This is a genomic window from Bordetella genomosp. 7, assembly GCF_002261415.1.
Taxonomy (GTDB): Bacteria; Pseudomonadota; Gammaproteobacteria; order Burkholderiales; family Burkholderiaceae_B; genus Bordetella_A.
Genome location: NZ_NEVI01000016.1, coordinates 88,663 through 110,149 on the forward strand (window position 1 = coordinate 88,663; position 21,487 = coordinate 110,149).

The window sequence follows — 21,487 nt, forward strand, 5'->3', positions numbered from 1 at the left end:
GCCTGCGAGCAGACACGATATGAGCGCTCCGCCCGTCGACCACACGCTGTGCCTGGCCCCCCTGCCCGACATCGCGCCAGCCGTCTTCCCCGTTCCTCTCGGCGCGTGCGATACGCATGCGCACGTTATCGGCGATGGCGTGCGCTACCCGTATGTAGAGAACCGAAGCTACACGCCGCCGCCCGCGCCCGAGGCGCGCTACCTGGCGATGCTGGGCGGCTGCGGCATGACGCGCGGCGTGCTGGTTCAGGTCAGCGTGCACGGCACCGACAACCGCTACATGCTGGAAGTGCTGCGCCGCCATCGCGACACCTTGCGCGGCGTGGCCGTCGTCGGCCCCGATGTCGGCGACCGGGAACTGGAAACCCTGCACGCGGCCGGCGTACGCGGCCTGCGCTTTAACGTGTTGTTCGGCGGCGGCGTGGGCCTGGATGCGCTTGACCGCCTGGCGCCACGCATGGCAGCGCTGGGCTGGCATGCGCAGTTCCTGATGGACGTGCGCCACCTGCCCGAGGCCATGCCGCGCCTGGCTGCGCTGCCCGTGCCCTGCGTCTTTGATCACATGGGCCACATGCCGGTAGCCGAAGGAATGCAACACCCCGGCTTCCAGGCGTTGCTGCATGGCGTCAGGGAATATGGATGGTGGGCCAAGCTGTCCGGCGCCTACCGGCTGAGCGACCAGTTCGACCACTACGACGACGTCACGCCCTGGGCGCAGGCGTTGATCGAGGCGGCGCCCGACCGCATGGTATGGGGCAGCGACTGGCCGCACGTGGCCATCCCTCGCATGCCAGATACCGGCGTGCTGCGCAACCTGCTGGCCAAATGGGCGCCATCCGACGCGCTGCGCCGCCGCATACTGGTAGACAACCCCCAGACACTCTACGACTTTCCCCCTGTGCCAGGGCATGCCGCGCCCTGAAAACCAACCGGAGACAAGGAAATGAGCTGGTTCAGCGAACTGCCGCCCACCGGCAAGCGCACTTTCTACGCGTCTTTTCTGGGCTGGACGATAGACGCCCTGGACTACATGGTGTTCACCTTCGTCATCTCGACGCTGGTCACCTTGTGGGGCATAGACCGCGGGCAGGCCGGCATGCTGGGCACCGTGACGCTGCTGTTCTCGGCCATCGGCGGATGGGGCGCGGGCATACTGGCCGACCGCTACGGGCGCGTGCGCATCCTGCAGATCACCATCCTGTGGTTTTCGGCGTGCACCGTGGCCATCGGCTTTACGCAGAACTTCGAACAGATCTTCATTCTGCGCGCATTGCAGGGGCTGGGCTTCGGCGGCGAATGGGCCGTAGGCTCGGTACTGATGGGGGAAATCATCAAGTCTAGGCATCGCGCCCGCGCCGTTGGCACGGTGCAGAGCGGCTGGGCCGTGGGCTGGGGCCTAGCGGCGCTGCTCTACACCATCGCCTTTTCGGTATTGCCGGAACAATGGGCGTGGCGCAGCCTGTTCTGGGTGGGCGTGCTGCCGGCGCTGCTCGTGCTGTATATCCGCAAGCACGTGCCCGAGCCCGAAATCGCCGGGCGGGTGCGCGGCACAAAAAGCGCGGACCATCCCAAGGTATCGCCGTGGCTGATTTTTTCTCCGGCGCTGCTCAAGACGACGCTGCTGTCGGCGCTGCTGTGCACCGGCATCCAGGGCGGCTATTACGCCGTCACCACGTGGCTGCCCACTTATCTGAAAGTCGAGCGGCAATTGTCGGTGCTGAATACCGGCGGCTACCTGCTGGTGATCATCGTGGGGTCATTCTGCGGGTATATCGCCGGCGCGCACATGGCCGACCGCCTGGGACGCCGCCTGAACTTCGTGATCTTTTCAGTACTGTCGGGGGTGTGCGTGTATTTCTACACGCAGGTGCCGCTGACAGACAGCCAGATGCTGTTCCTGGGTTTTCCGCTGGGCTTTGCGGCCTCGGGCATATTCGGGGGGCTGGGCGCCTACCTGACCGAGCTGTTCCCTACTGAAATACGGGCCAACGGGCAGGGCTTTGCGTACAACTTCGGGCGCGGCGTGGGCGCGCTGTTCCCGACACTGGTGGGGTACCTGAGCAACAGCCTCGGCCTGGCCATGGCCATCGGCATCTTTGCCGGCGGCGCCTACGCGGTGGTGCTGCTTGCCACCCTGCTGCTGCCGGAAACACGCGGCCGCGAGCTGTCGACGCTGAGCGACCTGAGCTAGGCGTGCGCGGGCCGGGCCGCCGCGCGCGCCGGATAGCGGTGGCGGTTCACGGCCAGGTAGGCATCGCGCGACGGCGCCAGGTGTTCGCGGCACAGCCGCGCCAGTTCGTCGCGCTGCCCGGCACGCAGCGCATCGATCATGGCCCAGTGTTCCTGGCGCGCGCGCTCGCGGTACGACGCGTCGACCAGCGAGCTGAAGCGTATGGCATGCGTCTGGCGCGCATATTCCTGGATGGCTTTCTGCAGCACGCCGTTTTCACAGAAGCCGAACAATGCCTGGTGAAACCGCTGGTTGGTATGAAACACCGCGCGCGGGTCGCCGTCGGCCACCGCGCGGTCATGCTCGCGCTGGATGTCGGTCAGTTCGCGCAAGGCCGCCGCCGGCAGCGGGCAAGGCAGAATGCGGGCCGCCTCGCCTTCGAGCAATTCGCGCAATTGGTAGAGCTCGGCCACTTCCCGGGGCGTGAACGCCCGCACCTCGCAACCCACGTTCTTGCGGCGGTCCACCAGCCCAAGCCGGGCCAGCTCGGCCAGGACTTCGCGGGCCGCGTGGCGCTTGAAGCCGAAGCGGCGAATCAGGTCGTCTTCGATCAGGCGTTCGCGCGGATGCAGGATGCCCAGCACGATGTCTTCTTCGAGTATGCGTACGGCATCCGCGATGGCGGGCGCTTGAGCGGACGCGGCGGCGGGCGGGGGTTCTGACCAGACCTGGGACATCGATGTCAATACGGCGGCTCGCCCTGCGGGCAGAAGCAGTCACTATATCAACATTCGATTCATTGTTGGGCCATGGCCGGCGCCGGCGCGCCAGCCGCCGCGCTGCGGTCGTCGATGGGAAAATGCAGCAGCGCCGCCACCAGCCCGGCCACCGCGGTGGCGGCCCAGATCGGCGTGTACGACCCGGTCAGGTCATATACCAGGCCGCCCAGCCAGGCGCCCAGGAACGACCCCACCTGGTGGCTCAGGAAGCACACGCCAAACAAGGTGCCCAGGTACCGGGTGCCGAACACCTTGGCCACCAGCCCGCTGGTCAGCGGCACCGTGCCCAGCCAGGTCAGCCCCATGACGGCCGCAAACAGCACCACCGACAGCGTGCTCTTGGGCAGCAGGAAAAACGCCGCGATCGCCGCCCCGCGTATCAGGTACAGCCAGCCCAGCACGATCTGCTGCCGGTACCGGCCGCCCAGCCAGCCGCACGCCCAGCTGCCGGCCATATTGAACAGGCCGATCAGGGCCAGCGCGGTGGCCCCCAGGCCCGCCGGCATGTGGCAAAGCACCAGGTAGCCCGGAAGGTGCGTGGCGATGAAGGCGAGCTGGAAACCGCAGGTAAAGAACCCCAGCGTCAGCAGGCAATAGCCGCGATGCCGGCAAGCCTGCGACACCGCCTCGCGCAGCGACATGACGGGCTCCTGCGTGGCCGCCCCTCCGCCCTGCGCGGGGCGGTCGAGCAACAACCCCAATGGCGCGACCAGCAGCATCAGGATGGCCAGCCCCCACAGCGACATCGACACGCCGCCGCTGTCGCGCAAGACCTCGGCAAACGGCACCAGCACCACCTGGCCGAGCGACCCGCCGGCGCTGGCGATGCCCAGCGCCATGCTGCGCCGCTGCGGCGACGCCGCGCGCCCCACCGCGGCCAACACCACACCGAAACTGGTGCAGCTCACGCCTATGCCCACCAGCACCCCCATGCCCAGCACCAGCAGTACGGGGGAATCGGCCGCCGTCGCCAGCGCCAGCCCGGCCGCGAACGCCGCGGCGCCAAACCCCACCACCGGTGCCGACCCGTAGCGGTCGGCCGCCGCTCCCGCAAACGGCTGCGCCACGCCCCACACCAGATTGTGCAGGGCGATGGCGAATGCGATCTGCGTCACCGGCAGGCCGCGATCGAACGAAAATGGATTGATGAACAGTCCAAAGGTCTGCCGGACGCCCATGGCGGCGCTGAGTAACAGCGCCGCGGCCACCACCACCCAGACAACCGGATGACCCGACAAGGGCCGCGAGGGATTTGCGCTATGCATGACGGTGCGATCTCCTTTGCGGTGATGGTGGCACGCGCCCGTGCGGGCCGGCAAAGGAAAAGATTTCGGCCGTGGATGAAGGCAATTCATGCACGGCGGCCAGACGCGCCCGAGGCTACGGCGCGGCGGCCCCCGCCTGCCCCAGCAGCCAGTCGCGAAACGCCAGCAGCTCGGTGCGCCGCTGCACCGCATCCGAACTCACGAGCCAGTACGCGGTCTGCGCCTGAAGAGGCGGCAGGTCCAGCGCGATCAGCGCGCCCGCGTCCAGGTCGGGATCGACCAGCGGCCGGCGCCCCAGCGCCACGCCCAGGCCTTGGGCGGCGGCCTGGAACGCCAGCTCTATCGTGTCCACATGCAGGCCGCCCGCCATTGCGCCGCCGTCCGGCGCGGGCTGCTTCGTGCGGTCGAACCAGGCCTGCCAGTCTTCGCCTGCGGGGTCGACATGGATGAGGGCTGCCGCGGCCAGATCCACGGCGCCGTCCTGCGCGCGCGCCAGCCCGTCCAGGTACGTCGGGCTGCATACCGGTATCAGCTGTTCGCCGAACAGCCGCATCCAGTTGCCGGCCGACACATCGCTGCGGCTCATGCGTATTGCGAAGTCGAAGCCATCCGCCGGAAACCCCACCTGCCGCGGCGACGTGTCCAGGGTGATGGCTACGTCGGGCCATCGGGCGCGAAACGCCGCCAGGCGCGGCAGCAGCCACCGCGCCGCCAGCGTAGGCGCGCAACTGATATAGACGCCGCGCGCGCCCCTGCCGGCGGGCAGGCGTTGCGTGCCCGCGGCGATCAGCGACAAGGCTTCGGACACATAAAGCAGGTAGTCGGCGCCTTCCGGCGTCAGGTCCAGGCCGCGCGGGCCGCGCACGAACAGATCCACCCCCAGCGCCCGCTCCAGGCTGACGATGCCGTGGCTGACCGCGCTGGGTGTCAGGCTCAGTTCGGCCGCCGCCAGCTTGAAGCTGCATAGTCGCCCCGCGGCCTCGAACAAGCGCAAGGCGGGCAAGGGAGGAAGTCGGCGCGGCATGGCAGGCTCTCAGGGCAGACGGAAGGATGTGGCGCCTAATGTAGCGGACGAGCGCGCCCGCAGGCCAGCGTGCGGCCCGGCCTGCCGACGCATTCCGCAGCGGATATGATGGGCGGCATTCCCACTGGATGATTGCGATGCCCCGACTACCCGCCGTTTTCGCGGCCGTGCTGGCCTGCGCCCTGCTGAGCCCGCTGGCGCATGCCGAACCGCGCTTGCTGCACAGCGAGCCGTCGCAGTTCGGCAAGGTGCTGGTATTTGAAGAACATGGCGAACGCTGCATGAACTTCAACACAATGGTGGACTTCGGGCGCCAGACCTGCATGAGCCTGGACGACCCCCATGCGCTGGTGTTCAGCTACACACGCATGATGCTCAGCGCGCTGTATGTGCGACCGGATCCGAAAACCATCCTGGTGGTGGGGCTGGGGGGCGCCACGCTGCAGAACACGCTGCTGCGCCTGCTGCCCGAGGCCACCATCGACACGGTGGAGATCGATCCCGCGGTGGCCAAAGTGGCGCAGGCCTATTTCGGCTACCGCACGGGCCCCCGGCAACGCGTGCACATCGCCGATGGACGCGCGTATATCGAACAGGCGCACCGCGAAGGCCGGCAGTACGACATGGTCATGCTGGACGCGTTCGACGTGGACTACATTCCGCGCCACCTGATGACGCTGGAGTTCCTGCGGCACGTCCGGGCAATACTTGCGCCCGGCGGCATCGTGGTTGCCAACACGTTTACCAACAGCCGCCTGTATGCCAGCGAATCGGCGACGTACGCCGCCGTGTTCGGGCCGTTCTTCAATCTGCGCGAAGGCAACCGCGTCATCGTGGCAGGCCGCGACGCCCTGCCCGGCCTGGACCGCATCGCCGCCCAGGCGAAAGCACTTCAGGGCCGCCTGCAAGCTCAGGGCATTTACGAGGCCGGCGCCCTTGGGCGCTTTGCCGCGCCGATCGGCGGGCCTGCGCACGCGCAGTTGCTGCGCGACCCGCCCGCCCCGGAAGATCCGCCGCGGCGCGCCCAATAAAAAAGGCATCGCGCCCCTTGCGGAACGCGATGCCCATATGCGCACGCGCGCGACGTCAGGACATCAGAAGTCCATCGCCTCGGCCGGCGCGGCCGGCGTCTTGGTATCTTCCGGCAGCTGCGCCACGGTGGCGTCAGTGGTGAGGATCAGGCCGGCGATAGACGCGGCATTCTGCAACGCGGTACGCGTCACCTTGGCCGGATCGACCACGCCGAGTTCGACCAGGTCGCCATACTCGCCGGTGGCAGCGTTATAGCCATGGTTGCCCTTGGATTCCAGCACCTTGGCCACCACCACCGACGGTTCTTCGCCCGCATTGGCCACGATGGCGCGCAAGGGCGCCTCGAGCGCGCGCTGGACGATGCGGATACCGGCATCCTGGTCGGCATTGGCGCCATTTATCGACTGGATGGCGGCCCGGGCGCGCAACAGCGCCACCCCGCCCCCGGGCACAATGCCTTCCTCGACCGCGGCCCGCGTGGCGTGCAGCGCGTCGTCGACACGGTCTTTCTTTTCTTTCATCTCGACTTCGGTGGCCGCGCCCACCCGGATCACCGCCACGCCGCCCGACAGCTTGGCCACGCGCTCCTGCAGCTTCTCGCGGTCGTAGTCGCTGGTTGCATCGTCGATCTGCTTGCGGATCGACTTCACGCGGGCTTCGATGGCGTCCTTGCCGCCGGCGCCATCGATAATCGTGGTGGTTTCCTTGCGCACCTCGACGCGCTTGGCGCTGCCCAGGTCCTGCAGCGTGGCCTTTTCGAGCTGCTTGCCGGTTTCTTCAGAAATGACGGTGCCGCCGGTCAATATCGCGATATCTTCCAGCATGGCCTTGCGGCGGTCGCCGAAACCGGGCGCCTTCACGGCAGCCACCTTCAGCACGCCACGCATCGCGTTCACCACCAGGGTGGCCAGCGCTTCGCCTTCGACATCCTCGGCCACGATCAGCAACGGCTTGCCTGCCTTGGCGGTGGCCTCGAGAACAGGCAGCAGTTCGCGCACGTTGGATATCTTCTTGTCGTACAGCAAGACCAGCGGGTCTTCGAGCTGGGCCACCTGCTTTTCGGGGTCGGTCATGAAATACGGGCTGATGTAGCCGCGATCGAACTGCATGCCTTCCACGACGTCCAGTTCATTGTCCAGCGACTTGCCGTCTTCGACCGTGATCACGCCTTCGCGGCCCACTTTTTCCATGGCATCGGCAATGATCTTGCCGATGTCCTGGTCGGAATTGGCCGACAGTGCGGCGACCTGGGCCGTTTCCTTGCTGGTGGAAATCGGCTTGGCCATTTTGTGCAATTCGTCCACCACGGCCGACACGGCCTGGTCGATGCCGCGCTTGAGATCCATCGGGTTCATGCCGGAAGCCACGTATTTCATTCCTTCCTGCACGATGGACTGGGCCAGCACGGTGGCGGTGGTGGTGCCGTCGCCCGCCACGTCGGCGGTCTTGGACGCGACCTGCTTGACGATCTGCGCGCCCATGTTCTCGAACTTGTCTTTCAGCTCGATTTCCTTGGCGACCGACACGCCGTCCTTCGTGATGACCGGCGCGCCGAAGCTGCGCTCGATGAGCACGTTGCGGCCCTTGGGGCCCAGGGTTACCTTCACGGCTTCGGCCAGGATGTTGACGCCCTTGACCACACGGCTGCGGGCATTGTCATGGAACTTAACGTCTTTGGCGCTCATGTCTAGCTCCTGCAACGATCTGGAACGGTGGATCAGGCAGCCTTCTTCAGGCTGTCTTCGGCGCGCGTCAGGACGGCGAATACGTCGTCTTCGCGCATCACGAGCAGTTCTTCGCCGTCGACCTTGACGGTCTGGCCCGCGTACTTGCCAAAGAGCACGCGGTCGCCCACCTGCAGTTCCAGCGCGCGCACGGATCCATCGCTGTGCACTTTGCCGCTGCCCACCGCCAGCACCTCGCCCTGCTCGGGCTTTTCGGCCGCCGAATCCGGGATCACGATGCCCGACGCGGTGGTACGTTCCTGTTCGATTCGCTTCACGATAATCCGGTCGTAAAGGGGACGGATCTTCATGACTCAATCTCCTTAGTCTTGATCATCAGAAAGTGAAGTCCGGCGCTTTGGCGGCCAGGCACTGGCATGGCGGGCGCCGTGCGTCCCCAGAACGGGGCGCGGCATGAAGGTAGGGTTGGCCGCCCCCATTTCAAGAGGCAGCTTGATATTCAAAACGAAACTTATTGTATCAGTATGCTTCTTCCACGACCCAGGCGATACCGCACCAGGCAGCGTAGTGTGCGCCCTTCCGGCTGCAGCGCCACCGGGCACGGCGAAGAACGGCCGCCATCGGCGTCAAGCGTGCAATCGTCGCCGTCCAGCTGGCTCCACACACCGCCCTTGCGAGGGCGGAACAGCCAGCGCAGATAGCCCCGGCGCGCCGCCAGGGCCAGCAGTTCCTGCTGGTCAGGCGCATCGATAATGACGGCGCGGCTGCCATCCGGCAGATCGGAATAATCGCCAAAGGCGCGGTGGCACGCCACGGCCTCGGATACCGGCGCGTTAAGGCGCATCCATGCCGGCCTGGCCACACGCTCGACGTCCCAGGCTCCCAGCTTCCAGCCTGCGTCCAGCACTGCCCGGTCGATGTCGGCAGGCTCGTTCCAGCGCGCGTTGATCTGCACCGCCGAACCCGCCACCGAGCGCCGTACGGTGTTTTCCTGCTCCCGGGTAAAACCATGCCAGTGAAGCATCACAACGATCGGCGTATCGGACTTCTGGATGGCAGTAGCGGTGACGGCATACAGCGGCAGTTGCTGCGCGGCGCTGTGCGTGGCGATAGTGTCGAAGATCTCCATGCGTCCTCCATCGAGTGTCGCGGGCCCGGCGCGGCCGAGCCGCATATCGCATGATCAATTTATCGTCGCGCTGCGCGGGCTTCAACCCTGCGCGCCCGGTTGTAATGACTTGGTTACAGGACCTTCCGCCGCCCTGATGTGCGCGCGCGCAACCTGCTATATAGTGCCCGGAGCACAGACGCGTGCGTGTCGGGCCGGCCTTGCCCGCAACGCAGGCCATGCCAGTTCACGCGCCGCCAGTGAGTGCACCGTGAAGGTTTGTCGACCCATTCAAGTAAAAGGACCAACATCCATGGGCAAGGTGATTAACGGCGATCACTTTTCTTCAGATGACGACCCCCCGCGCATATCGACAGGCAACTCCGGCATCGACGACATCCTGTCGGGCGGCCTGGACGCGAACCGGATGTACTTGTGCGAAGGGCATCCGGGCACAGGAAAAACCACCCTGGGCATGCAGTTCCTGCTCGAAGGCGTGAAGAACGGCGAAAGCGTGCTGTACATCGCGCTGTCCGAAAGCACCCGCGAACTGCGCCTGGTGGCCAAGCGCCATGGCTGGAAACTGGACGGCATCGAGATTTTCGAGATGGTCTCGGAAGACATCCTGGATCCGGAGCACGAGTTGACGGTGCTGCACCCGGCCGAGATGGAACTGAGCGAAACGACGCGGCTTATTCTCGACAAGGTCGAATCCGCCAATCCGACGCGCGTGGTGCTGGACAGCCTTTCCGAATTGCGGCTGCTGGCCCAGGGGTCGCTCCGCTACCGGCGGCAGATCCTGGCCCTGAAGCATTTTTTCGCCAGCCGGCAATGCACGGTGCTTCTGCTGGACGATCGCGGCGGCCGCGACGACGACCTGCAGCTGCACTCCATTTCCCACGGCGTGATCGCGCTGGAACAACTGGCCATCGACTACGGCGCACAGCGCCGCCGGCTGCGTGTGCTGAAGATGCGCGGGGTGGAATATCGCGGCGGCTATCACGACTTCACCATCAGGAAAGGCGGCCTGGTCGTATATCCTCGCCTGGTGGCCGCCGAACACCATAAAACATTCGACCCCATACCCACCCCCAGCGGCAACGCCGAGCTCGACCAGCTTCTTGGCGGCGGACTCGAACGCGGCACCAACGCCCTGCTGATCGGGGCCGCTGGCGTGGGCAAGTCGTCACTTGCCATCACTTATGCGCTGGCCGCCACGCAGCGCGGCGAGCATGCCGCCATTTTCGCCTTCGACGAAGGCCGCATCACGCTGCAGCTGCGCGCTCGCAACCTGGGCATGCCCCTGGAGCCCGCGCTGGACAAGGGTTTACTGCACCTGCAACAGATCGATCCGGCAGAACTGTCGCCGGGCGAGTTCGCCTCGCTCGTGCGCCATAGCGTCGAGCAATCCGATACGCGCGTCATCGTCATCGACAGCCTGAACGGCTATCTGAACGCCATGCCGGACGGACGCTTCCTGGTTCTGCAATTGCACGAACTGCTGACCTACCTGGGCCAGCAAGGCGTGACCACCATCATGGTGCTGGCCCAGCAGGGCATAATGGGGCCGATGCAGACGCCGCTGGACATCAGCTACCTGAGCGACTCGGTCATCATGCTGCGGTATTTCGAACATGCCGGCCAGGTCAGGCGCGCGCTTTCGGTGGTGAAAAAACGCAGTGGCGCCCACGAGCAATCTATCCGCGAATTCACGCTGTCGTCGCGGGGCCTGATGCTCGGCCAGCCGCTGACTTCCTTCAGCGGCATCCTTACGGGCACACCGCATTACACGGGCGACGATCTGCGCCTGCTGCCCAAGGCCGACAATGAATTGGCCTGAAGGCCCCGAGGGGCGCGTATTGGTCTATGCGCCCATCGGCCGCGACGGTGCGGCCTGTGCGCGGCTGTTGCAGCGCGATGGGCTCGACGCCCACGTATGCGCCGATATCGACAGCCTGGTGCAACAGGCCCATGCGGGCGTTCTGGTCATCTGCGTTACCGAAGAAGCGCTGTTCGGCAAGAACCTGCAGGCGGTGCGTACATGGCTGGCCACCGAGCCTGCGTGGTCGGACCCGCCCTTCGTGGTGCTGACCAGCCGCGTGCGCCAGGTCGCGGTCGCGGCGTGGCGCGAAAAAATGGTAGACGCGCTGGGCAACGTATCCCTGCTCGAACGGCCGATGGAAAGCCTGGCGCTGACCACCATGGTGCGGACCGCGGCCCGTTCGCGCCAGCGGCAATATCAGATACGGGCGCTGCTGCGCGCGCGGGAAGAAGCCGCGGCGGAGCTCGAGGACATCGTCATCCACCGCACCCGCCAGCTCGAGGCCGCCAATGCCGAGCTGCAGCGCCAGATTGCCGAACGCGAACGCATCGAAAACTCATTGCGCCAGGCCCAGAAACTCGAAGCGCTGGGCCAGCTCACCGGGGGGGTGGCGCACGATTTCAATAATCTCTTGATGGTGGTGTCCGGCGGGCTGCAGATCCTGGAGCGGCCGGTCGACGCCGAACGCCGGCAGCGCACCATGCAGGCGATGCAGCGCGCCGTAGACCGTGGCGCCGGGCTGACACGCCAGCTTCTGAGCTTTGCACGGCGCCAGACTTTGCAGCCGCGCGCGCTGGACCTGAGCCAGCAGGTGCGCAGCATGCTCGAGATGCTGCAGCGCAGCCTGCGCGGAGACATCAACGTCGAACTGCAGCTGGCCGATGACCTCTGGGTGGTCGAGGCCGACCCGGGCGAGCTGGAACTGGTCATCATCAACCTTGCGCTGAACGCGCGCGACGCCATGCCGCGCGGCGGCACGATAACCATACGCACCGCCAACATACCCGGCTCGCCGCACGGCGAATTGCAGGGCGACCATGTCGGCCTTTCGATCATCGACAACGGCATGGGTATACCGCCCGACGTGCAGGCACGCATTCTGGAGCCGTTTTTCACCACCAAGGACGTGGGCAAGGGCTCGGGCCTGGGCCTGCCCCAGGCCTACGGGTTCGCGACCCAATCGGGCGGCACCCTGCAGATCCACAGCGAAGTCGGGCGCGGCACTACCGTGCGGCTGGTGCTGCCCAGGTCGGCCATGGCCCTGGACGAACCCCAGCCGATCGCGCCGGCCGCGCACGCACACCCATCGCCATTGCATGTGCTGCTGGTAGAAGACGACAACGAAGTCGCGGCGCTGACCACCGATATGCTGGTGCAGCTGGGCTACGAAGTGACCTGCGTAGGCAGCGCGGGCGCGGCGCTCGACACGCTGGATGCGGCCGGGGCAATCGACGCGGTGCTGTCCGACATCATGATGCCGGGCGGCATGAGCGGCGTACACCTGGCTCAGGCGTTGCGCGAACGCAGGCCCGGGCTGCCGGTGGTGCTGACCACCGGCTATCCCGGCGAGGAGGCGCGGCGCGCCAAGGAGTCCGGCATTCCCCTGTTGCCCAAGCCCTATCTGCTGGACGACCTGGCCGCGGTGCTCAGCGCGCTGCTTGCCGCGCGCGCGGCGGCAGCCACCCCGCCGGCGCTGTAATGCAGCGCAAACCGGGCCGGCAGACCGCTAATCGAGCGTATACAGGTATGCCGCGATATCGCGCGCGTCGCGCACGCTCAGGCCCAGGCCCGGCATGGCCGAGGCCGGGTCGAAGGCATGCGGATCGAGCAGCCATCGCACCATGTTTTCGGGCGTGTTGGGCAAGATGCCGGCAATGTACTGTTGCCCGGCTATGCCCTGCAATGGCGGCCCCACGTGAAAATTCGCTCCCACCACGCCAGGGATGGCGTGGCACGTCACGCACAGGTACTGTTGCAATGCATCCCGGCCTGCCTGTGCGTCGCCCAGGCTCAGTTCCCGCCCGCGCCCGGAGTCTGCCGCAGCGTCCGCGGACGCCACGCTCGCCGGCGCCGCCGCACGCTCGTTCCAGGCGCGATAATCGGTGGGCGACAGCGTCGGCAATACTCGCATGAACGCCACCACGTCCCATATGGCTGCATCGCTGATGCGATATTGCCAGGCAGGCATGCCCGTCATCTTTATCCCATAGCGCACCACCCAGTAGATCTCGGCGGCAGACCAGTGCCGCGCCGTGGTCACCAGTGACGCCGGCGCCGGCATCAAGCCCATCGCGAAAGGCTCGGGCGCCACGCCGGGCGCGCCATGGCATTGCACACAATGTGCGCGAAACACCTCGAATCCGCTGCGCACCCGCGCAGGGTCGTCCAGCTTCGGCACCTGCACATCGGCGGCGCTGGTCTTGATCGATTGTTCCAGCGCGACTTCCAGCAAGGCGTTGATCGGCGCGGTGTGCGGGCGCGTGGCGCGGCTGTCATACCAGCCGCTGTAGACCACCGCCAGAATCACCGCCAGTCCGACCACGGCAGCTGCCGCCAGGGTAAGGGCCGCAACGCGCATCCAGGGTCTCATGGGTGGCCTCCGTTCAGCGCAGCGTGAGCAGGTAGGCGGCGATATCGCGCGCCTGGTCGGCGGTGAGTCCGACGTCGGGCATGGCCGTGCCGGGCGCATGGGCAGGCGGATCGCGCAGCCAGCTCACCAGATTGGCGGGTGTGTTGGCCAGTACACCTCCCAGGTAGGCCCGTTCGCCAAGATTGCGCAAGGTGGGCCCGACGCGGGCGCTCGCGCCGCGCACGCCCGGTATTTCGTGGCAGCTGGCACAGGCGTAGCGAGCCACCAGCGCCTTGCCGCGGCCGATGTCGGCCTCGGGCAGGTCTTGCGGCGCAGGCGCCGCAGCCAGCGGCGGCGCCGGATCGCCGCACGCGGCCAACGCCAGCGCCACCAGGCACGCACCGGCGCACGACCGGCCGGCGGCGCGCCACCGGGGCTGGCGGGCTGCCCCCGGGCAGCGTTCGCGCGTACTGGGGAACTGGACGAGCGGCATAAGTCTCCTTTTCGCCCCCCACAGCAATTTCCTTGCCGTGCCTGCGCGTGTGATTGCGCGCGGGCACGCCGCTTGCATCGAAACGTCAGCGCGTCGGTAAATTTTTCCGATTGCAGCGCCGTCAAACCCTGCCGGCTTTGCTCTGCGCGCGGGCACGTCGCGTGCGTTGCTGGCGCGCACCCCGGATCGCCCGGAACCCTTTTGGCCACCGTCATCTATGCCCGATACCAGCGCCTTTGCGGCCTTGGCCGTCCCGCTTGCTTCATTATGGGCCGACCGCCAATCTGCCCTGCATCCCAGGGCTGACCAGGCCGCGGCCAGCGCCGAGATCGGCGCGGTCATGTTCACGGCCGGCGCTGCGATCTTCCTGCTGGTGATGATGATCCTGGCCCTGGCCATGTACGGGCCGCCCGCCTGGCGCCGCGTCCTGGCCGGCCGGCGATGGCTGGTGGCCGCCGGCGCGGTGTTTCCCGTCGTGGTGCTGACGGCGCTGCTGGTGTACAGCGTGGGGCTGGCGGCAAACATGCTGCGCCACGCCGAGCCGGCCGCGGCCCGCATCGAGATCATCGGCGAGATGTGGTGGTGGCGCGTGCGATACCTGGACGAGCAGGGGCAGGTGTTGTTCGAGACGGCTAACGAAATGCGCATTCCCGTGGGCCAGCCGGTAGAGCTGCTGCTGAGTTCACGCAACGTCATCCACAGCTTCTGGGTGCCCAATCTGTCGGGCAAAGTCGACATGGTGCCGGGGCATGTCAACCGCCTGCGCCTGCAGGCGCGCGAGACCGGCGCCTGGCGCGGCCAGTGCGCCGAATACTGTGGCGCGCAGCACGCCAACATGATGTTCGATGTGCACGTACTGCAGGCGGATGCCTACCAGGCGTGGCTGCATGCGCAACGCCAGCCCGCAACCGCGAACCCCGCCGACGCGCGGCTGCGCGCGGGCAGCCAGGTGTTCGCCCAGGCCTGCGCGCAATGCCATACGGTGCGCGGCACCTCGGCCGCCGGCGCCAGCGGGCCCGACCTTACCCACATAGGCAGCCGCACTTCGCTGGCCTCGGGCATGCTGCCCAACAACGTCGGCACCCTGGCCGGCTGGATCGCCGGCAGCCAGCACATCAAGCCGGGCAATGCCATGCCTTCATTCCGGAACCTGTCCGGCGAGCAGTTGCGCGCCGTCGCCCATTACCTGGAAAGCCTGCAATGACGGATACGCTGCCCAATCCGTTGCCCCGCCCAGAGGGCGAACGGGAAGAACTCGAACGCATCTGGCGGCGGCCCACCGGCTGGCGAGCCATCACGGTGGTCAACAACAACTACGTCGGCCTGCTGTATATCGGTACGGCGCTGCTGTTCTTTCTGCTGGCCGGCATTCTGGCGCTGTTGATGCGCACGCAGCTGGCGGTGCCCGATAACGACCTGATCAGCCATACGCTGTACAACCAGCTGTTCACCATGCACGGCACCGTGATGATGTTCCTGTTCGCCGTGCCGGCGGTCGAAGCCATGGCGGTGCTGCTGCTGCCCAACATGCTGGGCGCGCGCGACCTGCCCTTTCCCCGCCTGTCGTCTTATGCGTACTGGGCGTACGCCATCGGCGGCCTGGTTTTTTTCTGCAGCATCTTCGCCGGCCTGGCGCCGGACGGCGGCTGGTTCATGTATCCGCCGCTGACCAGCAGCGCGTATTCTCCCGCCGTCAATGCCGACCTGTGGCTGCTGGGCATAGGCTTTATCGAGATCTCGGCCATCGCCGGCGCGATCGAGCTGGCGGTGGGCATCCTGCGCACGCGGGCCCCGGGCATGACGCTGGACAAGCTGCCGATCTTCGCCTGGATCATGCTGGCGTTCTCGGGCATGGTCATCATCGCGTTTCCCGCGGTCATCGTGGCCACCGCGCTGCTTGAACTCGAACGGGCCTTCGGCCTGCCATTCTTCATTGCCGACAAGGGCGGCGACCCGCTGCTGTGGCAGCACCTGTTCTGGCTGTTCGGCCATCCCGAGGTCTACATCATTTTCCTGCCCGCCGCAGGCATGGTGTCCATGATCGTTCCGGCCATGACGGGACGTCCGCTGGTGGGCTATCGGGCCGTGGTGATGGCGGTGGTCGCCACCAGCTTCATCAGTTTCGGCCTGTGGGTGCACCACATGTACGCCACGGGCATTCCCCAGCTGTCGTTGAGTTTTGCGTCGGCAGCCAGCATGGCCGTGTCGATCCCCACCGGCATTCAGATCTTCGCCTGGATCGCCACGATCGCGGCCGCGCCCAAGGTGCGGCCGCTGAAGACGCCCATGCTGTTCATCCTGGGTTTTTTCTTCATCTTCGTGCTGGGCGGCCTGACCGGCGTCATGGTGGCGGTGATTCCGTTCGACTGGCAGGCCCATGACACCTACTTCATCGTGGCGCACCTGCATTATGTGCTGGTGGGCGGCATGGTGTTTCCGCTCTTCGCAGCCTTCTACTACTGGATGCCCTTCGTCAGCCGCCGCCCCCTGTCCGAGCGGCTCGGCCGCTGGGCGTTCTGGCTGATGTTCGTGGGCTTCAATGTCAGCTTCTTTCCCATGCACCTGACCGGCCTGGCGGGCATGCCGCGCCGCGTCTACACCTATGCCGACAGCTATGGCTGGGGAATGCTGAACATGGTGTCCACGATAGGAGCGTATGTCATCGCGGCCGGCGTCCTGGTGTTCTTGATAGACCTGGCGCGCAACTGCCGGCCGTCGGTGGCAAGCAATGCCGGCAACGTGTGGCAGGCCGGCACGCTGGAATGGCTGCCCGGCGGTTCGGCGGGCCCGCGCAGCGTGCCCATCGTGCAAAGCCGCGAACCCCTGTGGGACCAGCCCGGCCTGGCCGCAGACGTGGACGCGGGGCGCTACTACCTGCCGGGCGCCCCGGGAGGCTGGCGCAGCACCCTCGTCACCAGCGCCATCGAGGCCCGGCCCCAGTATGTGCTGCGCCTGCCCGGCCCGGGCTGGCCGCCCGTGCTCGCGGCGCTGGGCACGGCGGGCTTTTTCCTGCTGCTGACGGTCAAGCTGATGGTGCCGGCCGCGCTGTTCGGCGCGCTGGCCCTGGCGATGATTCTTCGTTGGCTATGGGACGCCGACCCGGCGCCGGACCAGGCAGCCGTGGACGTGGGCGGCGGGTTGCGCTTGCCGATGTCGTGCACCGGCAGCAGCTCGCATTCCTGGTGGGCCATGGTCATGCTGATCATGGTGTGCGCAAGCATTTTCGCTTCGCTGCTGTTTGCCTACTTCTTCCTGTGGACCGTCTCGCCAGAGGCGTGGCCGGATGCCGGCCCGTTCGGCGCCTGGTCGCGGCCGCTGGGCAGTTCGGCATTGCTGATAGCCGGCAGCGCCTGCATATGGGCAGGCTCGCGGGCGCTGCGTCGCGGCCGGCAGTCGTGGCTGCGCGTCGGCCTGCCGGCGGGCTGCGCGCTGCTGGCGGCAGTGGTCGCGCGCGAAATGCTTGCGCACTGGCACATGGGCCTGCGTCCGCAAGACAGCGCCTACGCGGCTGCCGTTTACGCCATCATCGGCCTGCAGGGGGTGCTGACCTTGGCAGCGGCTTCGATGGCGCTGTTCACAACCGCCCGCTCATGGGCAGGCCGGTTGGGACCTGCGCGGCGCGCCTGCTACGACAACACCTCGGTGCTGTGGCACTACACCGTCGTGCAAGGCCTGATCGCAACCTGGGTGCTGCATGGGTTTGCGCAATGGACCGGGTAGATGGTCCGTGCGACGTCCCGGAAGGAGAAACCGGCATGCAAACACGATCCATAGCCCTGCTGCTGCCCCTGCTGACGGGGCCCCTGGCATGGGCAGTGCACTTCACGCTAATCTACGCGGCCAACGGCATTTTCTGCGCCCGCCCGGCGTTGCACGGGTTGTGGATGGGCGGCCTGGCCACAGCATTCATGGGCATCGCGGCCGCGCTGGCGCTGGCCGTCATCGGTCTGGTCAACTGGCGCTACCGGCGCCGCTGGCCGGCCACCGATGACAAGGGCTTCTTCCCCTGGGTGGCCGCAACGCTGGGCCTGTTGTCGGCCATCGCGATCGTGTGGCAGACAGTGCCCGTGCTGATGCTGCCCGCCTGCCCGTCCGCATAAACCCGCGCCAAACCGCCGCCAATTTGATAGATTGACGCCAGCGGCGCAACGCCGTCGGAATTGCCCTGGAGTTCAACTGTCTGAAAGGAATACCCATGCGTAGCCTTTGCCTAGCCCTGGCCGCCGCCGGCCTGCTTGCCAGCGCCGCCGCCACCGCGCAATCCACCATGCGCATCGGCTTGCAAGACGACCCCGACGTGCTCGACCCGGCGCGCGCCCGCACCTTTGTAGGCCGCATCGTATTTGCATCGCTGTGCGACAAGCTTGTGGATATTTCGCCCGACCTGAAGATCGTGCCCCAGCTGGCCGAGTCGTGGCAAACCAGCGATGACGGCCTGACGCTGACGCTGACGCTCAGGGACGCGGCGGTGTATCACGACGGCACTCCCATCGATGCCGCCTCGGTCAAGGCCAACCTGGACCGCGCCATGACGCTGCCCGACAGCAACCGCAAAAGCGAACTGGCGTCAGTGGCCAGCGTACAGGCGCCCGACGCCCGCACCGTAGTGCTGCGGCTGAAAACACCGGATGCCTCGTTGCTGTCGCAGCTATCCGACCGGGCCGGCATGATGCTGTCGCCCGCGACGTTCGACCAGGACCCGGGCCGCGCGCCGGTATGCTCGGGGCCCTATAAATTCAAGGAGCGCGTGCAGAACGACCGCATCGTGCTCGAGAAATTCGACAAACACTGGGACCAGGCCAACTACCACTTCGACCAGGTGGTCTTCACGCCCATGCCCGACACCACGGTACGCCTGAACAACCTGCGTTCGGGCGGGCTCGACATCATCGAGCGCGTCGCGCCCAGCGACGTCAAGACCGTCAAGGACGACCCCAAGCTGCGCCTGGCGCCCGTCACCGGGCTGGGCTACCAGGCCATATCGGTCAACATCGCCAACGGCGCGCGCGCCGACAATCCGCTGGCCAAAGACAAGCGGGTCAGGCAGGCGCTGGACCTGGCCATCGACCGCGACATCATCAATCAGGTGGTGGGCGAAGGCATGTTCCAGCCCGCGCACCAGCCGTTTCCGCCCGCCAGTTTCGCCTACGACCAAAGCGTCGAGCGTCCTGGCCGCGACCCCAAGAAGGCACAGGCACTGCTCAGGCAGGCGGGCCACGACCGCGTGAAGTTCGAACTGACCTTCGGCAACAACACCACCATGCAGCAGGTATTCGAGCTGGTGCAGGCCATGGGCGCCGAGGCGGGTTTCGATATTTCATTGCGCCCCATGGAATTCGCCGCCCTGCAATCCGCCCTGCCGCGCGGCGACTTCGAGGTCGGCCAGACGGGATGGTCCGGGCGGGTCGATCCCAGCGGCAACATCTACCAGTACATCACCTGCAAGGGCAGCCTGAACGACGGCAAATACTGCAATGCCGAAATGGACAGGCTCATGAACGAGGCGCGCAGCATCGCGGACGAAGACCAACGCAGGCAACTGTACGCGCAGGCCATGCAGATCATGCAGGAAGACGACCCCCGCATCTATCTGTTCTACCTGCCCTGGATTTTCGGCACCCAGGCCAAGGTGCAGGGTTTCGTGCCCTACCCCGACGGCCTGATCCGTCTGAAAGGCGTCACGGTGGCCCGGCAATGAGCATCGATTCCGGATACCGCATGTTCACCACGCGCCCGGAAATCCTGGGCACCTTCGGCGTGGTGACCTCGACGCACTGGCTGGCCAGCAGCGCCGGCATGTCGTTGCTCGAACGTGGCGGCAACGCCTTTGACGCAGCCGTGGCCGCGGGCTTTGTGCTGCAAGTGGTCGAACCGCATCTGGTGGGCCCCGCCGGCGAAGTGCCCGTGGTGTTCCATTCGGTACGCACGGGGCGCACCGAAGTCCTGTGCGGGCAAGGCCCCACGCCGGCCGGCGCCACGCTGGCGCACTATCGGTCGCTCGGCCTGGACCTGATACCTGGCAACGGGCTGCTGCCGGCCGTCATCCCGGGCGCCTTCGACGCGTGGATGCTGCTGCTGCGCGACCATGGCACGCTTACGGTGCGCGACGTGCTGGAGCCGGCCATCTACTACGCCGACCACGGCCATGCGCTGATGCCCCGCATCGCCAACACGATCGCGGGCCTGAAAGATTTCTTCACCACGCATTGGCCCACCACGGCCCAAGTCTATCTGCCCGGCGGCGCGCCGCCACAGGCGCGCAAGCTGTTTCGCAACCCATGGCTGGCGGCCACCTGGCGGCGCGTGCTGCGTGAAGCCGAAGCGGCAGGCGCCGATCGCGAGCGCCAGATCGAAGCCGCGCGCCACGCGTTCTATCGCGGGTTCGTGGCAGAATCCATCGACCGCTATGTGCGCAGCCACGAGGTCATGGACGAAAGCGGCCGCCCCCAACGAGGCGTCATCACCGCGCACGACATGGCGGGCTGGTCCGCCAGCTACGACGCGCCCGTCACGTACGACTACCACGGCCATACCGTCGCCAAGGCGGGCGCCTGGAGCCAGGGGCCCGTGTTCCTGCAGACGCTGGCGCTGCTCAAGGGCCTGGACCTGCAATCGGCCGGGCCCAACGACGCCGAATTCGTGCACCGTGTCACCGAGGCCATGAAACTGGCGTTCGCGGATCGCGAAGTCTATTACGGCGATCCGGCATTCGTGCGTGTGCCGCTGGATCACCTGCTGTCCGATCCGTACAACCAGGCGCGGCGCGCCCTGATCGGCGAACACGCCTCGCACGAGCTGCGGCCCGGAAGCGTGCCCGGCCACGAAGCGCAGGTCGAGCGCGTCATGGACGTGCTGTCGCGCCTGTCGCGAGTCGCGCAGCCGGGCGAGACGGGCGGCAAACCCGCGCCGGCCGACATGCGTGCTTCGGCCAGGCGCGGCGACACCACCCACGTGGACGTCATCGATCGCTGGGGCAACATGGTGTCGGCCACGCCGTCCGGCGGCTGGCTGCAGTCCTCGCCCGTCATTCCCGATCTGGGCTTTCCGCTGAACACGCGCGCCCAGATGTTCTGGCTGGAACCGGGCCTGCCCGGCACGCTGGCGCCGGGCAAGCGGCCACGCACCACGCTCACCCCTTCACTGGCCCTGCGCGACGGACAACCCTACATGGTGTTCGGCACGCCCGGCGGCGACCAGCAGGAGCAATGGCAATTGCTCCTGTTCCTGCGCCACGTGCACCATGGCCTGAACCTGCAGGAAGCCATCGACCAGCCCATGTCGCACACGCAGCATTTTCCGTCGTCCTTTTATCCGCGCGACCGCAAGCCGGGCCATCTGGCCGTCGAAGCCTCATTCGGCCCGGACGTCATCGCCGACCTGCGCCGGCGCGGCCATCTCGTCGAAGAAGAACCGGAATGGTCCACCGGCCGCCTCACCGCCGCCGCCCGCGACCCCGACGGCCTGCTGCACGCCGCCGCAACCCCGCGGCTGATGCAGGCCTATGCAGTAGGCAGATAACACGGCCGCAGACTCCGACGTA

Annotated in this window: 18 protein-coding genes; 10 read left to right on the forward strand and 8 right to left on the reverse strand. The window is 66.8% G+C overall.

What is annotated here, in order from left to right:
- Positions 1–19: 19 nt before the first annotated feature.
- Together CAL18_RS11160 and CAL18_RS11165 are read left to right on the forward strand one after the other, a co-directional pair.
- Positions 20–922 carry an amidohydrolase family protein gene (locus tag CAL18_RS11160; protein ID WP_094796822.1) on the forward strand — a complete coding sequence of 301 codons (903 nt, stop codon included), beginning with the start codon at positions 20–22 and terminating at the stop codon, positions 920–922.
- 21 nt (positions 923–943) lie between these two features.
- Entirely contained in the window at positions 944–2,191 is a 1,248-nt protein-coding gene (locus CAL18_RS11165) for an MFS transporter (protein WP_094796823.1), read from the forward strand.
- Here the strand turns inward: CAL18_RS11165 and CAL18_RS11170 are convergent.
- The 3 genes from CAL18_RS11170 to CAL18_RS11180 form a co-directional block, all read right to left on the reverse strand.
- Complete coding sequence (locus CAL18_RS11170) at positions 2,188–2,907, reverse strand: GntR family transcriptional regulator (protein WP_038852080.1); 720 nt, start codon at positions 2,905–2,907, stop codon at positions 2,188–2,190. The genes CAL18_RS11165 and CAL18_RS11170 overlap by 4 nt on opposite strands.
- A 59-nt stretch (positions 2,908–2,966) precedes the next feature.
- Positions 2,967–4,214: an MFS transporter gene (locus CAL18_RS11175; RefSeq protein ID WP_026638806.1), complete on the reverse strand. Its 1,248-nt coding sequence runs from the start codon at positions 4,212–4,214 to the stop codon at positions 2,967–2,969.
- Between the two features lie 115 nt (positions 4,215–4,329).
- Positions 4,330–5,238 (reverse strand): LysR substrate-binding domain-containing protein, encoded by a 909-nt coding sequence (locus CAL18_RS11180; protein ID WP_094796824.1) that lies wholly within the window; start codon positions 5,236–5,238, stop codon positions 4,330–4,332.
- Between the two features lie 137 nt (positions 5,239–5,375).
- On the opposite strand from CAL18_RS11180, the gene CAL18_RS11185 reads away from it, so the two are divergent.
- Positions 5,376–6,269, forward strand: a complete 894-nt coding sequence (locus tag CAL18_RS11185) for a spermidine synthase (RefSeq protein ID WP_249276296.1) — start codon at positions 5,376–5,378, stop codon at positions 6,267–6,269.
- Between the two features lie 63 nt (positions 6,270–6,332).
- Here the strand turns inward: CAL18_RS11185 and groL are convergent, their stop codons facing one another.
- From groL to CAL18_RS11200, 3 genes are all read right to left on the reverse strand, one after another.
- Entirely contained in the window at positions 6,333–7,955 is a 1,623-nt protein-coding gene (gene groL / locus CAL18_RS11190; protein WP_026638808.1) for a chaperonin GroEL, read from the reverse strand.
- Positions 7,956–7,987: 32 nt separating this feature from the next.
- Positions 7,988–8,305, reverse strand: coding sequence for a co-chaperone GroES (locus CAL18_RS11195; protein WP_026638809.1), 318 nt, complete (start codon positions 8,303–8,305; stop codon positions 7,988–7,990).
- Between the two features lie 161 nt (positions 8,306–8,466).
- Positions 8,467–9,084: a hypothetical protein gene (locus CAL18_RS11200; RefSeq protein ID WP_094817862.1), complete on the reverse strand. Its 618-nt coding sequence runs from the start codon at positions 9,082–9,084 to the stop codon at positions 8,467–8,469.
- Positions 9,085–9,376: 292 nt separating this feature from the next.
- Here CAL18_RS11200 and CAL18_RS11205 point away from each other — a divergent pair, with 292 nt between their 5' ends.
- Both CAL18_RS11205 and CAL18_RS11210 read left to right on the forward strand, forming a co-directional pair.
- Positions 9,377–10,903, forward strand: coding sequence for an ATPase domain-containing protein (locus CAL18_RS11205; RefSeq protein WP_051423674.1), 1,527 nt, complete (start codon positions 9,377–9,379; stop codon positions 10,901–10,903).
- Positions 10,890–12,584, forward strand: a complete 1,695-nt coding sequence (locus CAL18_RS11210; protein WP_026638812.1) for an ATP-binding protein — start codon at positions 10,890–10,892, stop codon at positions 12,582–12,584. Before CAL18_RS11205 ends, CAL18_RS11210 begins: the two co-directional genes overlap by 14 nt.
- A gap of 27 nt (positions 12,585–12,611) precedes the next feature.
- Here the strand turns inward: CAL18_RS11210 and CAL18_RS11215 are convergent, their stop codons facing one another.
- Complete coding sequence (locus CAL18_RS11215) at positions 12,612–13,475, reverse strand: c-type cytochrome (RefSeq protein WP_094817863.1); 864 nt, start codon at positions 13,473–13,475, stop codon at positions 12,612–12,614.
- A 13-nt stretch (positions 13,476–13,488) separates the two neighbouring features.
- Complete coding sequence (locus CAL18_RS11220) at positions 13,489–13,947, reverse strand: c-type cytochrome (RefSeq protein WP_051423675.1); 459 nt, start codon at positions 13,945–13,947, stop codon at positions 13,489–13,491.
- Between the two features lie 217 nt (positions 13,948–14,164).
- Between CAL18_RS11220 and coxB the strand changes: the two genes are divergently transcribed.
- The 5 genes from coxB (at position 14,165) to CAL18_RS11245 (ending at position 21,465) form a co-directional block, all read left to right on the forward strand.
- Positions 14,165–15,151, forward strand: coding sequence for a cytochrome c oxidase subunit II (gene coxB / locus CAL18_RS11225; RefSeq protein WP_094817864.1), 987 nt, complete (start codon positions 14,165–14,167; stop codon positions 15,149–15,151).
- Positions 15,148–17,667, forward strand: a complete 2,520-nt coding sequence (locus CAL18_RS11230; protein ID WP_094796829.1) for a cbb3-type cytochrome c oxidase subunit I — start codon at positions 15,148–15,150, stop codon at positions 17,665–17,667. Before coxB ends, CAL18_RS11230 begins: the two co-directional genes overlap by 4 nt.
- Before the next feature lie 35 nt (positions 17,668–17,702).
- The gene (locus CAL18_RS11235) at positions 17,703–18,047 is read left to right on the forward strand and encodes a hypothetical protein (RefSeq protein ID WP_026638816.1); all 345 of its coding nucleotides are present in this window, start codon (positions 17,703–17,705) and stop codon (positions 18,045–18,047) included.
- 95 nt (positions 18,048–18,142) lie between these two features.
- On the forward strand, positions 18,143–19,645 hold the full coding sequence (locus tag CAL18_RS11240; protein WP_094796830.1) for an ABC transporter substrate-binding protein: 1,503 nt from the start codon (positions 18,143–18,145) through the stop codon (positions 19,643–19,645).
- Between the two features lie 20 nt (positions 19,646–19,665).
- Positions 19,666–21,465, forward strand: coding sequence for a gamma-glutamyltransferase family protein (locus CAL18_RS11245; RefSeq protein WP_170940330.1), 1,800 nt, complete (start codon positions 19,666–19,668; stop codon positions 21,463–21,465).
- The last annotated feature ends 22 nt before the right edge of the window (positions 21,466–21,487 follow it).

Bases quoted from the DNA above. Each gene is read 5' to 3' on its own strand.
- CAL18_RS11160 (WP_094796822.1), top strand. From the start codon at position 20: ATGAGCGCTCCGCCCGTCGACCACACGCTGTGCCTGGCCCCCCTGCCC.
- CAL18_RS11165 (WP_094796823.1), top strand. From the start codon at position 944: ATGAGCTGGTTCAGCGAACTGCCGCCCACCGGCAAGCGCACTTTCTAC.
- CAL18_RS11170 (WP_038852080.1), bottom strand. From the start codon at position 2,907: ATGTCCCAGGTCTGGTCAGAACCCCCGCCCGCCGCCGCGTCCGCTCAA.
- CAL18_RS11175 (WP_026638806.1), bottom strand. From the start codon at position 4,214: ATGCATAGCGCAAATCCCTCGCGGCCCTTGTCGGGTCATCCGGTTGTC.
- CAL18_RS11180 (WP_094796824.1), bottom strand. From the start codon at position 5,238: ATGCCGCGCCGACTTCCTCCCTTGCCCGCCTTGCGCTTGTTCGAGGCC.
- CAL18_RS11185 (WP_249276296.1), top strand. From the start codon at position 5,376: ATGCCCCGACTACCCGCCGTTTTCGCGGCCGTGCTGGCCTGCGCCCTG.
- groL (WP_026638808.1), bottom strand. From the start codon at position 7,955: ATGAGCGCCAAAGACGTTAAGTTCCATGACAATGCCCGCAGCCGTGTG.
- CAL18_RS11195 (WP_026638809.1), bottom strand. From the start codon at position 8,305: ATGAAGATCCGTCCCCTTTACGACCGGATTATCGTGAAGCGAATCGAA.
- CAL18_RS11200 (WP_094817862.1), bottom strand. From the start codon at position 9,084: ATGGAGATCTTCGACACTATCGCCACGCACAGCGCCGCGCAGCAACTG.
- CAL18_RS11205 (WP_051423674.1), top strand. From the start codon at position 9,377: ATGGGCAAGGTGATTAACGGCGATCACTTTTCTTCAGATGACGACCCC.
- CAL18_RS11210 (WP_026638812.1), top strand. From the start codon at position 10,890: ATGAATTGGCCTGAAGGCCCCGAGGGGCGCGTATTGGTCTATGCGCCC.
- CAL18_RS11215 (WP_094817863.1), bottom strand. From the start codon at position 13,475: ATGAGACCCTGGATGCGCGTTGCGGCCCTTACCCTGGCGGCAGCTGCC.
- CAL18_RS11220 (WP_051423675.1), bottom strand. From the start codon at position 13,947: ATGCCGCTCGTCCAGTTCCCCAGTACGCGCGAACGCTGCCCGGGGGCA.
- coxB (WP_094817864.1), top strand. From the start codon at position 14,165: ATGCCCGATACCAGCGCCTTTGCGGCCTTGGCCGTCCCGCTTGCTTCA.
- CAL18_RS11230 (WP_094796829.1), top strand. From the start codon at position 15,148: ATGACGGATACGCTGCCCAATCCGTTGCCCCGCCCAGAGGGCGAACGG.
- CAL18_RS11235 (WP_026638816.1), top strand. From the start codon at position 17,703: ATGCAAACACGATCCATAGCCCTGCTGCTGCCCCTGCTGACGGGGCCC.
- CAL18_RS11240 (WP_094796830.1), top strand. From the start codon at position 18,143: ATGCGTAGCCTTTGCCTAGCCCTGGCCGCCGCCGGCCTGCTTGCCAGC.
- CAL18_RS11245 (WP_170940330.1), top strand. From the start codon at position 19,666: ATGTTCACCACGCGCCCGGAAATCCTGGGCACCTTCGGCGTGGTGACC.